The 14,102-nt window shown below is 65.6% G+C and carries 14 protein-coding genes; 9 read left to right on the forward strand and 5 right to left on the reverse strand.

Going from position 1 to position 14,102, the window contains the following annotated elements:
- Positions 1-391: 391 nt before the first annotated feature.
- Complete coding sequence (locus FFK22_RS23935; protein WP_138891991.1) at positions 392-2,302, reverse strand: adenylate/guanylate cyclase domain-containing protein; 1,911 nt, start codon at positions 2,300-2,302, stop codon at positions 392-394.
- Between the two features lie 756 nt (positions 2,303-3,058).
- Between FFK22_RS23935 and FFK22_RS23945 the strand changes: the two genes are divergently transcribed.
- Both FFK22_RS23945 and FFK22_RS23950 read left to right on the forward strand, forming a co-directional pair.
- Entirely contained in the window at positions 3,059-3,808 is a 750-nt protein-coding gene (locus tag FFK22_RS23945; RefSeq protein WP_138891990.1) for an SDR family oxidoreductase, read from the forward strand.
- A gap of 75 nt (positions 3,809-3,883) precedes the next feature.
- Positions 3,884-4,435, forward strand: coding sequence for a flavin reductase family protein (locus FFK22_RS23950; RefSeq protein ID WP_138891989.1), 552 nt, complete (start codon positions 3,884-3,886; stop codon positions 4,433-4,435).
- 56 nt (positions 4,436-4,491) lie between these two features.
- On the opposite strand, the gene FFK22_RS23955 is transcribed toward FFK22_RS23950, so the two are convergent.
- Positions 4,492-4,932 (reverse strand): DoxX family protein, encoded by a 441-nt coding sequence (locus FFK22_RS23955; RefSeq protein ID WP_138891988.1) that lies wholly within the window; start codon positions 4,930-4,932, stop codon positions 4,492-4,494.
- Between the two features lie 176 nt (positions 4,933-5,108).
- On the reverse strand, positions 5,109-6,026 hold the full coding sequence (locus FFK22_RS23960) for a LysR family transcriptional regulator (RefSeq protein WP_138891987.1): 918 nt from the start codon (positions 6,024-6,026) through the stop codon (positions 5,109-5,111).
- A 118-nt stretch (positions 6,027-6,144) separates the two neighbouring features.
- On the opposite strand from FFK22_RS23960, the gene FFK22_RS23965 reads away from it, so the two are divergent.
- The 6 genes from FFK22_RS23965 to FFK22_RS23990 all read left to right on the forward strand — a co-directional run bounded on the left by FFK22_RS23965 (position 6,145) and on the right by FFK22_RS23990 (position 10,624).
- Positions 6,145-7,056 (forward strand): pirin family protein, encoded by a 912-nt coding sequence (locus FFK22_RS23965; protein WP_138891986.1) that lies wholly within the window; start codon positions 6,145-6,147, stop codon positions 7,054-7,056.
- Between the two features lie 62 nt (positions 7,057-7,118).
- Positions 7,119-7,715: an NADPH-dependent F420 reductase gene (locus tag FFK22_RS23970; protein WP_138891985.1), complete on the forward strand. Its 597-nt coding sequence runs from the start codon at positions 7,119-7,121 to the stop codon at positions 7,713-7,715.
- A gap of 90 nt (positions 7,716-7,805) precedes the next feature.
- Positions 7,806-8,576: an SDR family oxidoreductase gene (locus tag FFK22_RS23975; RefSeq protein WP_186002624.1), complete on the forward strand. Its 771-nt coding sequence runs from the start codon at positions 7,806-7,808 to the stop codon at positions 8,574-8,576.
- Positions 8,577-8,704: 128 nt separating this feature from the next.
- Positions 8,705-9,304 carry an NAD(P)H:quinone oxidoreductase gene (wrbA, locus tag FFK22_RS23980; RefSeq protein WP_138891983.1) on the forward strand — a complete coding sequence of 200 codons (600 nt, stop codon included), beginning with the start codon at positions 8,705-8,707 and terminating at the stop codon, positions 9,302-9,304.
- 92 nt (positions 9,305-9,396) lie between these two features.
- Positions 9,397-10,170: an SDR family NAD(P)-dependent oxidoreductase gene (locus FFK22_RS23985; RefSeq protein ID WP_138891982.1), complete on the forward strand. Its 774-nt coding sequence runs from the start codon at positions 9,397-9,399 to the stop codon at positions 10,168-10,170.
- Positions 10,171-10,189: 19 nt separating this feature from the next.
- Positions 10,190-10,624, forward strand: coding sequence for an ester cyclase (locus tag FFK22_RS23990; RefSeq protein ID WP_138891981.1), 435 nt, complete (start codon positions 10,190-10,192; stop codon positions 10,622-10,624).
- Between the two features lie 412 nt (positions 10,625-11,036).
- On the opposite strand, the gene FFK22_RS24000 is transcribed toward FFK22_RS23990, so the two are convergent.
- Both FFK22_RS24000 and FFK22_RS24005 read right to left on the reverse strand, forming a co-directional pair.
- Positions 11,037-12,005: an NADP-dependent oxidoreductase gene (locus tag FFK22_RS24000; protein WP_138891980.1), complete on the reverse strand. Its 969-nt coding sequence runs from the start codon at positions 12,003-12,005 to the stop codon at positions 11,037-11,039.
- Between the two features lie 60 nt (positions 12,006-12,065).
- A complete protein-coding gene (locus FFK22_RS24005; RefSeq protein WP_138891979.1) occupies positions 12,066-12,470 on the reverse strand; it encodes a cupin domain-containing protein in 405 nt (134 codons plus the stop codon).
- Between the two features lie 88 nt (positions 12,471-12,558).
- Between FFK22_RS24005 and FFK22_RS24010 the strand changes: the two genes are divergently transcribed.
- A complete protein-coding gene (locus FFK22_RS24010) occupies positions 12,559-13,965 on the forward strand; it encodes a PLP-dependent aminotransferase family protein (protein ID WP_138891978.1) in 1,407 nt (468 codons plus the stop codon).
- Positions 13,966-14,102 lie beyond the last annotated feature (137 nt).

Here is a 14,102-nt window from a genome sequence, read left to right on the forward strand (position 1 = left end):
CCTCCGGGCTCGGGACCCGAAGGCGATCCGCCGGGCCGCTGTCATTCGCGATGCGGCGTATTTCGCCGAGCTCAATCTGTCCGCTCCCGGATGGCTGCCTGTCGTCCGACAGCTCCGGCCGGATCATTCCTGGTCGACGGTGGTTCGCGTCCTGAACGGGCGCGGCCGATCTGGGACCTGGACCACCGAACGGCTGGTGAGAGCCGTGAGGCGCTTCGTCCGTGAGGGGCTTGCCGACAAGGCACTGCTCGATCGCGCGCCGAGGCGCACGAGAGCCGACCATGCGGCGATCCTGATATCGGGTATCGCCCAGGCGAACCCGACGCTGTCGCTGAGAGCCATCGGAGCGCAGCTCGACGCGATGCGAGTAAAGCCTCCGCGGGGCCCTGAACTATGGCTTCGCGGCGCACTCCGACAATCGCAACGGCGTGTCAAGTTTAGACATCTCTTCCGGCGGCGCACATGCCGGGAATCCGGCAAGTCGCATCGTCTCGGCCAGGCGCTGTCGCTCGACATCGTTGAGGCCGGGATCGTTCACATGGCCTTCGATCGTCAGGTTGGGATAGCGCTTCAGAGCTTCCTGGACCGTGGCCTGAGCCTCGGTCGCTCGGCCTAGCGCCGCGAAGCTTCCCGCGCGCTCGACCCAGGCGAACTTGCTGTAGTTGTCGGGTGTCTGGCGCTCCATCACGCGCAGCGCGTCCTGGTAGCGGCCGACCATGAAATAGGCATAGCGAAGCCCGCCGCACGCCCAGCTCGGGTAATTCGGATTGAGCCGGATGGCCCGATCTGCCATTTCTGCCCCGCGTTCGGGTTCGCCGAAGCTACTCGCCCAGCTGAGGTAGTAGATCAGAATCCGGAAGGAACCGGGGTTGAGGGCCAGGGCCGTGTCCATTTCGGCCTTGGCGTGGCCGAGTTCTCCGCGTCTACCCAGGATTTCTCCAAGGGCTCCGTGGGCTCCAGCATCATATGGATCCAACGCGATTGCTTTCTCGGCTGCCTCCAGCGCCATTCGGTTTGAGGCTTCCGTGTCGGCACCGAAATTCACTGCCAGCGTCAGGGCCCAAGCGAGACCGTTCCAGGCGCGGGCATAATTCGGATCCGCGGCGATTGCCTGCCTGAAGAGATCAGTCGCCTCTGCAACCCTCTCCCGCGTCAGGCTCGTCAGCTTCTCCGCACCGAGCAGCTCGAGTTCATAGGCGGTGAGACTCTGTGGCCGCCTGCGGCGTACGGCGCCGAGTTCCGCGGCCTTGATGGGGCCGGTGGTCAGCTCGAACTCGATGACCACCCGTTCCGCGATGTCGGTCTGCACGGCGAACAGATCTTCCGCCGGCCGGTCCCAACGCTCCGACCAGAGATGTGCACCCGTCGTTGTGCTGATGAGCTGGGCCGTGGTTCGGATCCGCTCGGCCTGGCGCTGAATCGAACCCTCCAGCACGTAACCGACGCCCAACTGCCGGCCGATCTTCTGCACATCGACCGGCTTCTCCTTGAAGGCCTCGGTGGAGTTGAGGGCAATCACATCGAATTCGTTGATCCGCGACAAGTCCGTGATGATGTCCTCGGTGATCCCGTCGGCGAGCCGGCCGGTGGCTTCGCTGCCGCTGAGATCATCGAACGGGAGCACGGCGATCGACGCCCTGACGCTCGTCCGCTCGATCGGCTGAAGCCACCACCAGGTACCACCAGCCACGAACAGAAGGATCAGGATCGCGACAGCCCAGCGCAGTTTTCCGAGATGCGGCCGCATGCGCAGGCGCCAGGGTCGCCGGCCGCCGTCCAGCCGGACCTTGTAGGTGCGGACCGGCCGCGCGATGTTCTTCACGTGCTGGTCCCCGGCGTAGTCCAGCACCAGGTGATCGAGCTTGCCTTGCAGGTGGTCGAACACCGTGCCGGAAATCAGAATGCCGCCCGGGCTGCAGAGCTGTTCCAGGCGGGCGGCCACGTTGACACCGTCGCCGAGCAGGTCCTCGCCTTCGACGACCACATCGCCGAGATTGACGCCGATCCGGAAGACGATCTGACGCGCACTCGGGCGGTCGCCCTGCCGGGTCGCGCAGCCCTTCTGCAGGGCGACCGCGCCGGCGACGGCATCGACAACCGAGCCGAACTCGATGATCGCGCCGTCGCCCATCAGCTTGACGATGCGGCCGTGGTGCTCGACCAGCAGCGGATCGATCAGCGCGTGGCGAAGCTCCTTGATCGCAGCCAGGGTGGCCGCCTCGTCGGCCTCCACCAGACGGGAATAGCCGACGATATCGATGGCCATGATCGCCGCGAGCCGTCGATCCACGGACATAGCCATGCCGACGTCCTCCAGAGCGTCCACGCCTCCCATGCACCGCGCTTCTTCTTGTGCCGACGGCCCGCCTGCTGCCACTGCTGACGGAAGTCGCTTGTATCGGCAGATCATACACCCGCCGAACCTGCGTTGCGATGGCACGGAGACGAGAGCGATCCCCCGTCCCGGGTGCCTTCTTCGGGCCCGCCAAGTCGATGTCCGCCACGGAGATTATGACCGGATATGGCGCAATGACGACGGCCGCATGTGACGATCGAGCGACCGCTTTCCGCCCTTCTCGGACGGTTGTGCCGGCTGCGCGGTGCCCGAAACCGGCCATCGCTATCAAGCGACTTCCGGAACTGGACCCCTGTCGTCAGGGGGAACTAGACCCCCTCGTGGTGGTTGGTTGCGGCTCATCCCCGGAGTCCACAGGAGGGACCCGCGCGTAGCGGAGCGCCTCCGCGCGGCTGGCGTAGCGAAGCGCGGGAGGTCCCTGTGGGCCCCCGGGGTTGAGCCGCGGGGGTGGGGGTTCGGGGGCGGGGGTGCGTGCCCAGCCATTTCGCGCAGATCTTCCGCCGCGAGACCGGCCTCTCGCCGACCGACTACCGTCGCGGTTGAAGCGTCAAGCCCGTCCGAGGTCAGAAAGAAGCAAAATCCCGACAGCCTCCGCAAAGCGCCGGGAGAGAGAAAAGCCAAGGTTTCCTAGATTTCTCCTTGTCGAACACGAACGCCTTTCCGCTCCCGCGAAAGCGTTCGCAAGCAAAAAGGAGACAGGCCATGACGAACATCGATGGAAGAGTCGCGCTGATCACGGGCGCATCGAGCGGCATCGGCGCCGCCACCGCCCGCAAGCTGGCGGCGGCCGGCGTCAAGGTCGGAATCGCGGCGCGGCGCGTTGATCGCCTCGACGCCTTGAAGGCCGAGATCGCGGAAAAGGGCGGCGAAGCTCTCGTGATCGAAATGGACGTGGTCGATCCGGCCTCCGTCGAAACCGGCGTCCGTAAGCTGATCGACGCCTACGGCTCATTCGACATTCTCTTCAACAATGCCGGTCTGATGCCGCTCTCCGACGTTGACCAGATCAAGATCAGCGAATGGCATCGCATGGTCGACGTTAACGTGAAGGGCTTGCTCAACACCACGGCCGCCGCACTGCCGCAGATGATCAAGCAGCATTCGGGTCACATCTTCAACACCTCGTCGATCGCCGGCCGCAAGGTCTTCAAGGGGCTGTCGGTCTATTGCGCGACCAAGCACGCCGTGACCGCCTTCTCCGACGGCCTGCGCATGGAGGTCGGGCAGAAGCACAACATCCGTGTCACCTGCATCCAGCCCGGTGCTGTCGCCACCGAACTCTACGACCAGATCACGGACCCCGGCTATCGCCAGCAGATGGACGACCTCGCCAAGCAGATGACTTTCCTGCAGGGGGGCGACATCGCAGAGACTATCCTGTTCGCCCTTCAGGCGCCGGCCCATGTGAACGTCGCGGAACTCTTCGTTCTCCCCGTCGACCAGGGCTGGTGATCGCCTAATCCGAGTCATCGAAACGTCCGCCTTCCCGCCTTTAGCGGGAAGGTCGGCGGTTAAGGGGACCTCACCATGAAGGAAATGCCCGCCTCGCAGGCCTATCGCCTGCTCGAGCCAGGTCCGATCGTACTCGTGACGACCAGCCACTTCGGAAAGCCCAATATCATGACGATGGGCTTCCACATGATGATCCAGCACGATCCGCCGCTGATCGGCTGCGTCATCGGCCCCTGGGATCATAGCTACAGCGCTCTGAGAGCGACCGGCGAATGCGTCATCGCCATTCCGACAGTCGATCTTGCAGAGAAGGTCGTCGACATCGGCAATTGTGCGGGCGACGCGGTCGAGAAATTCGGTCGCTTCGGCCTGACGCCGCAGCCGGCCCACGACGTGGCCGCGCCGCTGATCACGGAGTGCCTCGCGAATATCGAATGCAGGGTCGCCGATAGCCGCCTCGTCGAGGAGCACAATCTCTTCATCCTCGAAGCCCGGCGGATCTGGATCGACCCGGACCGCGAGGAGCAGCGTACCCTGCATCACCGCGGCGACGGTAGCTTCGCCGCCGATGGCGCCGTCCTCGACCTGCGCGAGCGCATGGTGAAGTGGCGCCATCTGCAGCGCTGACGCCGGTCGGCGCGTGGAAGGGCCAGAAGGATATGGAGCACCTTCCGGCCCTGCTCTTAGCGGGTGCGGGCATCGAGGCTGAAGCGTCCGGCGCCAAAGGCCACGATCTGCAGCAATCCGCCGACGATCGTGATGTTCTTGAAGAAATGAATGAACTGGTTCTGATCGCCGAGGTCAGCGTGGAACGCGAGTGCGGCCGCAAGGGTGAACAGCGCCATCACTGCCGCGACGAGTCGTGTGCGGTAGCCGAGGATGAGGGCGATGCTCCCCAGAACTTCGACAAGAACGGCAGCCGCGAAACCAAGCGTGGCCAGAGGCAGCCCGGAGCTTGCGATCATTCCGATCGTGGCGGCGGGAGCCGAAAGCTTGGAAATGCCCGAGAGCAGAAACAGCGGGGCGATGAGGAGACGCCCGGCCAACGGCGCGAATGACTGGATGGCTCCCACGGTGGAAACGGGACTGATCGAGTTCGAAGACTGGGTGGCGGTCTGTGACATGACGATTGCTTTCCTGAGGCGGCGCTCCCCGATGGAGCGCTGTTGCAGGATCAATCTGGCGATTCACCCCTTATCGAAATAGATGAATAGAATCGATGGTTAGGTTCTATAAATTCGACATGACTTCCGCGCCGCGAACAGCCGCCATGGGAGCGATGCCTGCGTGCCCTTCGCTGCTACGCCGCTTCGGCATCGTCGCTTTGCGCCTGAAATCGAAAGCGCTCGATCAGCCAACTGGCCGCCGGCCCCGGCGGTGTGTCCGTGCGATAGATGGCGTCCATGACGTAGTGACCTCCGATGCTGTCCGGCATGTCGAGGCAGACCAGTCGGCCAGCTTCGAGATCATCCCGAACCATGGGCTCGGGCATGTTTCCCCACCCAATTCCGGCCTTCAGCAGCATGTGCTTGGAACTGAGGTCGGCCAGGCGCCAGGTGCTCGTGCCGACCACCGCCATGTCACGGCCTCGGGTGAGTTCGGACCGATCTGTGAGAACCAGCTGGACATGCTCGCGACCGGCGCCGGGTTGATTCGTCTCCGCCGTGGCAAGGGGATGGCCGGGCGCGGCAACCGGAATCATGTGAACGCTGCCGATGCCGATCTTCTCGATTCCATCGACCGTCACCAACGGGCCGGCGACACCGATAGTTGCGACGCGATCAAGGACCAGCCGCGTGACGGCGCCGAGAGACTCCACATAGAGATGCAGGTTGACCGTCGGAAAATGTTCTCGAAAGCTCGTGAGGGCATCAACCACCCGATGCTCGGGAAGCAGCGTGTCGAGGACGACATGCAGTTCCGACTCCAGCCCCTGCAGCATCCCTTTCGACTTGGCCCGGAGATTGTCGATCCCATTGGCGACACGCCGCGCCTCGGCCAGGACCATGCGCCCGGCTTCGGTGAGCTGCGGCTTGCGCGTGGTCTCGCGGTCAAAAAGGGTGAGGCCGAGTTGCGCCTCGAGGTTCGCGATTGAGTAGCTGATGACGGAAGTGGCGCGGTTCAGCTTGCGCGCCGCACCGGCAAAACTCCCGACATCGACAACGGTCAGTAGGACCTTGAGCTGGTCGAGGGTGGGGGTGCCTGGTTCCGATATCATGTCGATTTCCTCGAACGTAAATGCCGATCTTATGCCGGTTTTTTCGTTCGTCTACCAGGCATAGCTTTTCCCCATCGCACAGGGGCACGGGCTTTCGAGCCAAGATGAGGAGAAGTCCATGAGCATCCAGTCCAACAATGCGCAGATTGACCAGGTTCTGCTTCCGTCCGTGCGGGATCTGGGCGATTTCCAGGTCCGCAGGGCTTTGCCCTCGGCGCACCGTCGCATGGTCGGTCCGTTCATCTTTCTCGACAGCTTCGGGCCGGCGGTCTTTCGCGAGGGTGCAGGGGTGGATACGCGCCCTCATCCGCATATCGGCCTCGCCACGCTCACCTATCTGATCGAAGGGGAGATGGATCACCGCGATAGCGAGGGCTATGTCCAGACGATCCGTCCCGGCGAGGTCAACCTGATGACCGCGGGGCGCGGCATCGTCCATTCCGAGCGCAGCGGTGCTGAGTTTCGGGCGCGGGAAGACCGGATGTTCGGTTTCCAAGCGTGGCTTGCCTTGCCGTTCGCGTTGGAGGAGACCGATCCCGGCTTCCAGCATGTCAACGCAGGCGAGATCCCCGTCATCGACGATCGCGGCGCTCGCCTTCGGGTACTGGCGGGCAGCTTTGGGGGCGTGACAGCGCCCACTCCGATCTTCTCCGATACTCTCTATGCCGACGCCATCCTTGCCGACGGCAAGACGCTCAAGCTCGCGTCGGACCATATCGAGCGCGCCGCCTACGTCGTCGAGGGTGAAATCGAGGTGGCGGGTCAGACCGGACGGTTCGGAAAAGATCGGCTGGTGGTTTTCAAGCCTGATGCGGAGATCGTCCTGAAAGCCATCGGGCCGACGCGCCTGATGCTGCTGGGCGGCGAGCCGCTTGAGGGCGAGCGGCACATCTACTGGAACTTCGTCTCCAGTCGCCGCGAGCGGATCGATCAGGCCGCCGCCGACTGGCAGGCCGGCCGTTTCCCCATCGTGCCGGGCGACCCCGAATTCATTCCGCTTCCCTCGGCAAAGCCGCGCCGGGCGGCGTGAAAGCGCTGCTCAGCACGCCTGCCACAAGTGACCCGACGAACAATTCACGAAAGGAAAGTTCCATGACCTACGCCATCATCGGTGCCGGCGCGATCGGCACGGCCCTCGCCCGGCAGTTCGCCCGCAAGTCCATCCCGGTCAAAATCGCCAACAGCCGAGGCCCCGCTTCGCTCGCGTCGCTCGCGAGCGAACTCGGCGCGAGCATCCAGCCGGCCGAGCTCTCCGAGGCTTTGGCGGCCGATATCGTTATCCTCGCCGTTCCCTTCACGGCTGTCGCAGCTACGGTGAAAGCAGCTGGGCCCTGGAACGGCCGCATCGTGGTCGATGCCACCAACGCGATAAATTTCACCGACTTTTCCCCGGCCGACCTCGGAGGCAGGCTTTCGAGTGAGATCACCGCCGAGGCGGTTCCCGGCGCTCGCCTGGTCAAGGCGTTCAACACGCTGCCGGCCGCCGTGCTTGCCGATGTGCCCGACGGCCCGAGCGGCCGGCGCACGATCTTCGTGTCGAGCAATGACGCGGCGGCATCGACGACGGTGGCGGGTCTGGCGGACAGCCTCGGTTTTGCCCCGATCGAACTCGGCAGACTCGCCGAGGGCGGCCGTCTCCAGCAGTTCGGCGGCGCGCTGATGGTCCACAGCCTGATCAAGCAGGGCTGACAAAGCAGCGCTCGACCCGAGCACATCATTCCAGAGATGCCCAAGGACCGCTTGACCGCGGAATGCGCTCGCGCGCCCAGGAGACAGACAATGAGCGATATTTTGAAAGACAAGACGGTCGTCGTGACCGGCGCATCGAGCGGCATCGGGCGCGCCATCGCCATCGCGGCGGCCCGTCACGGCGCCAAGGCCGTGATCGTCTCAGACATTACGGAGATGCCGCGCGAAGGAGGCGCGCCGACCACCTCCGAGATCGAAGCGCTCGGCGTACCGGCACGCTTCTTCAAGGCCGATGTTTCCAGCCGTGCCGACAATGATGCTCTGGTTGCCGCGGCGGATGAGTTTGGCGGCGTCGATGTGATGGTGCTGAACGCGGGCATTTCGCTCCGCTCTGACGGGGCCGAGGTCAGCGAGGAAGACTATCGCCGGCTGATGTCCATCAACCTCGATGGCACGCTATTCGGGGCGCAAGCCGCTGCCCGGCAAATGAAGGCGCATGGGAAGGCAGGCAGCATCGTCCTCATGGCCAGCATGGGCGGCATTGTCGGCGCCGGCATCACCGTGGCGTACTCGACGAGCAAGGGCGGCGTCGTCCTCATGGCCAAGGCCCTCGCGGATGCGCTCGGCCCGGACGGCATTCGCGTGAATGCCATCGCCCCGGGGACCATCGATACCGAGTTGCTCCGATCCACCCCCGACATTGCCGCAGCCAGCGAGGGCTTCCGCCAGCGCACGCCGCTGAGGCGGCTCGGGCAGCCGTCGGAAATCGGCGACGCCGTCGCGTTCCTCGGCTCGGATCTGTCGAGCTACGTCACGGGCATCGCCCTTCAGGTCGATGGCGGTCTGCTCGCCGTGATCTGAGCTCCTTGCCGAATTTTTCGAACCTATCTCTCGATCGTATTCGGATTTTCAAATCGACCGATGGGCGGCAGAAGTGCCCTGGCAAGCCCGTTCACGATCACCCTCTCACGAAATAGGAAGCCGCCATCATGGCCGAGGTTCTGGTTCTTTATTACTCGTCCTATGGACACATCGAGGGCATGGCGAATGCCATCGCCGAAGGTGCTCGCTCCGCAGGCGCAAGCGTTGACGTGAAGCGCGTCCCGGAAACAGTTCCCGAGGAGATCGCGGCGAAGGCGCATTTCAGGCTCAATCAGGCAGCGCCCATCGCCAGCATCGCCGATCTCGAACATTATGATGCGATCGTCGTCGGCACCGGTACGCGCTTTGGCCGGATATCGAGCCAAATGGCCGCCTTCCTCGACCAGGCTGGCGGTTTATGGGCTCGTGGGGCCCTGAACGGCAAGGTGGGCGCGGCGTTCACCTCGTCCGCGACGCAGCACGGCGGCAACGAGACCACGCTCTTCTCGATCATCACTAACCTGCTGCACTTCGGCATGACGATCGTTGGCCTGCCCTACAGCCATGCCGGCCAAATGACGATCGAGGAGATCGTCGGCGGTGCTCCCTACGGCGCAACCACCGTGGCCGGTGGCGACGGCTCGCGCCAGCCTTCGGCAATCGAACTGGACGGCGCTCGGCATCAAGGCGAAATCGTCGCGAAGACAGCCGCCAAGCTGTTCGGCTGACCGATAGGCCGGGCCGCATAGCCCGGCCGCCCCAACCTAAATCGACGGACCACTCACGCGAAGGACAATATTCCTTCGCAAGGGAGGAACTCATGCCCGATGACTTCAAAGACAAAGTCGTGCTTGTCACCGGCGCAGGTTCCGGGATCGGGCGTGAAGCCGCCCGGTTGTATGCGGCCAGAGGCGCCCATGTCTTCGGCGCCGATCTGAACGAAGCCGGGCTGGCCGAGACCGATGCCCTCATCCGCTCCGCAGGGCAGGCAATCAAGGTGCGAACGACCGACGTCTCCCGCGCGGCGGATGTGAAGGCGCTCATCGACCATATCGAACAGAACGCCGGGCAGCTCGACATCGCCTTTAACAATGCCGGCATCACCGGCGGCACCTATCGGATCGAAGACTACCCGGTCGAGGATTTCGACAAGGTCGTCGCCGTCAACCTGCGCAGCGTCTTCCTCGGCATGAAGCACGAAATCCCCGCCATGCTCCGGGCCGGCGGCGGCGCGATCGTCAATACCGCGTCGGTAGCGGCGCTGACGGGGCCGGGCGGCATGACCGCCTACGCGGCCTCCAAACACGGCGTTCACGGCCTCACCCGGGTCGCCGCCATGGAGAATGCTGCGCGCGGTATCCGAATCAACGCCTTGGCGCCGGGTTGGACCGAGACGCCCATGGTGGCCGCCAACAGCGCCCAGAACCCGGCTTTCGCGGAACTGGCACGCACGGCAATCCCGGCCAAGCGCGGCGGGCGGCCGCAGGAGCTCGCCGAGGCCGCACTTTGGTTGAGCTCGAACGCCTCGAACTATCTGTTCGGTCACATGCCGGTGGTCGATGGCGGAATGACCATCGGCGGCTTTGAACTCTAACCCACGAAGGAAAAATCCGATGACACAGGACATTAGCGAGCAGGCGAAGGCGATTGTCCGTCGCAACACGGAGGAAGTTCAGGGCGGAGGCAATTGGGCGCTCTTCGACACACTGTTCTCCGACGACTTCTACGATCACACGCCTCAACCGGGCATGGCCCGCGACAAGGCAAACGTTCTCGGCCTGTATCAGCGCCTGCGCGTCGCATTCCCCGATTTCAGACCGGAAATCCATTGGCAACGCGCCGATGGCGATGTCGTGACGACCTTCAAGACGTATCACGGCACGCATCTGGGCGACTTTCTCGGCGTTCCCGCCACCGGCAAGAAAGTGAGCTTCGAGACCGTCGACGCTATGCGCGTGGTGAACGGCAAGATCACCGATCATTGGGGTGTGGCGAACCTCTATTCAGTTCTCCAGCAGCTCGGCGTGATCGCGCCGATGGCGAAGTAAGGAGCGTGCCATGACCACCGTCAGGCCTAACGGCGTGACGATGATCCTTTTCTTGCGGCCAATTGCATCGGACTCGCGCGTCACATAACCGCGCTCCTCCAAGGCCAGGATTATTTTCGCGGCGGCTTGGTTTGACACGGAGAGGCGCCGGCCAAGCTCGACTGCACTCTCGCCACCTTGCGAATCGGGAGGGCTATGGAGGGGAATCGGCGACCATCGGCGGCAAGTCGTTCTTCTTCATGGTCATTTTAGCCAAGGTGGCGGATCGCGCGGGATTCGAACGACTAGGTCTTGGCAAGATCGCTGCGCGGGCGTCCGCTGAATCGCAGAAAGCGGCCAACCAGGCACAAGCCTTGCATTTCCGCTTGTGGCGCACGGCGGCCGCACTGGTCGCCGGCCTACGCCATCCTGCCTATGAGCCGATGCGCAGCACGATCTTGCCACGAGGGTGCGGTCTGGTGCCGTCCAGCATCTCATGCGCGGTCCGCACCTCGGCCAGCGGCAGGACCGTGCCGATCTGGGTGACCAGCTCCCCGGTGTCGACCATCGCTGCGATCCGTTCGAGATCCGCAGTGTTCACCTGCACCAGGAAGAAGCCCGCCGTCACGCCGCGGCGCGCGGCCTCCTCCTGGTCCGGCTGCGACACCGCCGAGGCCAGGACACCGCCCCGCTTGAGCACCGCGAAGGAGCCGGCCTGCGCGTCGCCGCCGACGAGGTCGACCACGGCGTCGACCGCCGCGACCCGGTCCTCGAGCCGCTCTTTCCGGTCCACCGCCTCGTCGGCGCCTAGGCTGCGGACGTAGTCGAGGTCGCCGGCGCTGGCGGTTGCGATCACCCGCGCCCCGGCGCGGTGGGCGATCTGCACCGCATAGGCGCCGACATTGCCGGCACCGCCAAGGACGAGCACGGTCTGGCCCCGGCCGATCCGGGCCTGCCCGAACAGCGCCTGCCAGGCGGTGACCGCCACCACCGGCAGCGAGGCGGCATCGACATGGCCAATCCGGGCAGGCTTGCGGGCGAGCATGCCGGCCGCGGCGATGGCATATTCGGCATAGGCGTCGGTGAAGCGGGCGTTGGTCACGCCGAACACCTCGTCGCCCGGGGCAAAGCCGGTGACGCCGGGGCCGACCGCCGCGACGGTGCCGGAGAGGTCCGAGCCCAGGGTCAGCGGAAGGGGCTGCGGCAACACGCTCTTGCCGGCCCGGATCCAGCCGTCCCAGGGGCCGACGCCGGCTGCGGCGACGTGGACCAGCACTTCGCCCTCGCCCGGCTCGGGCCGGTCGATGTCCTCGAGGATGATCGCCTCCGGCGGGCCGAAGCGGTGGACCCGCGCGGCCTTGATGGTGCGGGGCAGCGAGGCGGGGGACGCGGTGGAGGTCATCGGAAGAGTCCTTGGTGATGCACGGCGATGCTCACGTGATCGTCCTGCCTAGGAGATGGATCAGTCGAGGGGAGTCGTCAGGGCCTTGTCGTCGGTATCGACAACGAACACCGCCAGCAGCTTCGCGGGCTCGGTGGCACTCGCATTCCGGCTGACGAGGTGGCTGGCCCCGGGCGGCTCGTAGAAGCTCTCGCCCGCGCGGTAGATCCGCCTGGGCCCGTCATCGACCTGCGATTCGATGGCGCCCGAGACGACGTAGGCGTAGATGAACGCCGATTTGGCATGGCTGTGCGGGGACGATGCCGCGCCCGGCGGATAGTCGACGACGGCGGCGATCAGCGACTTGCCCGGGATGTTGGGGATCGCATGCGCGAAATTCGGCGTGACGATCTCGCCCGGGTCATGGGCCGCGGCCGGTGCTGCAGTGGCGATGTAGATGGCGGCGATGAGGGATCTGATAATCATGGCGGCTGTTCTCCTTCGCCGCTGAATTGACCCTTCGATGGTTCAAAGATAAGCACCAGGAATCGACAAAACTCGTGTACCAAGGGGCATGACCAAGCTCCTGCCGCTGGACCTCGATCGGTCCGCCAAGACGCCGCTGGCCGAGCAGATCCGCAACGGCATCGGCGCCGCGATCGAGAACGGCGCGCTGGCGCCGGGAGCTCGCCTGCCCTCCTGGGTCGACCTTGCGGCGCAGCTCGGCGTCGCCCGGGGCACGGTGCGGTCGGCATATGAGAAGCTGGCCGCCGCCCAGCTGATCGTCACCTCCCGCGCCGCCGGAACCCATGTGGCCGATCGGCCGCCCCTCGCCGTTCGCCAGGAAGCGCCACCCGATCCCGGGTCGTTCATGGAGATGTACCGGGAGATGACCGCCGGGCCGTCAGTCTTCCAGATGGGCGTGCCGGCGCAGTCGACCTTTCCCGCCAAGCTGTTCGCCCGGATCCGCTCGCAGGCGGTCCGCGCGGAATCGAGCGCGCCGGCCCTGTATCCCGATCCGCGGGGCGAGCCGGAGCTGCGGCGGGAGATCGCCGCCTATCTCGCCATCGCGCGCGGAGTCGAATGCTCGCCCTCCCAGGTCATCGTCACCGGCGGCTTCGGCAGCGGCCTCGGCCTGGCGCTCCGCGTGCTCGGGATCGAGGGGCGGAGCGCCTGGATGGAGGAGCCCGGTTTCTTCTTCACCCGGCGCGGCCTGGAGCTCGCGCGATTGGCGCTGGTGCCGGTCCCGGTCGATGACGACGGCATCGACGTCGACCACGGGCTGCAACACGCCCCGGATGCGGCGCTGGCCGTCGTGACCCCGGGCCAGCAGGCGCCGCTCGGGCCGACGCTGTCGCTGGCCAGGCGCCTGCGCCTGCTCGACTGGGCCGCGCAGGCCGGGGCCTGGATCGTCGAGGACGATTATCTGAGCGAGCTGCAGCTGAAGGGGCGGGCCACGCCGGCGCTCGCCTCGCTCGACCGCGCCGGGCGGGTCATCCATATCGGCTCCTTCAGCAAGACCATCAGCCCGACGCTGCGCCTGGGCTTTCTGGTCGCGCCCGCGCCGCTGGCGTCCCGGTTTGCCGAAGCCGCCGCGTGCCTCGCCCCGGCGCCCGGGCCGTCGTTGCAGCTCGCGACCGCGGCGTTCATGCGGGACGGGCACTATATGCGGCATCTCCGCCGCACCAAGCGCGTCTACTCCGCGCAGCGGGACGCGTTGCTGACATGCCTGCAGCCGCACGCCGACAGCATCACGGTCGCCGGGCTGGCCGCGCTGATGCGGCTTCCGGACGGCGCGCCGGACCTGGCCATCGCCCGGGAGGCGCAGGCCTTCGGGCTGGCGCCGGTCCCGCTGTCGCTCTGGTATTCGTCGCCCGCTGCCGCGCGATCCGGATTGCTGCTGGGCATCGCGACGACGCCGCAGAAGCAGCTCGAGAGGTCGTGCGACCGACTCCGCCAGGTCATCGCGCGCCTTGCGTGACGGACTGAGGCGCCGGCGAGGCCGGTGCGGAGAGCCGTCGCCCGATGGTTCAGCGGGAAATGCCGGTCTTGGTCCTGTTCCGGGGAGAGCCAGATGCGCATCTCTCCGCCACGATCATCAGCCGGGGCCGCGCGGTC

Source organism: Mycobacterium sp. KBS0706, from assembly GCF_005938675.2.
Classification (GTDB): domain Bacteria; phylum Pseudomonadota; class Alphaproteobacteria; order DSM-16000; family Inquilinaceae; genus Inquilinus.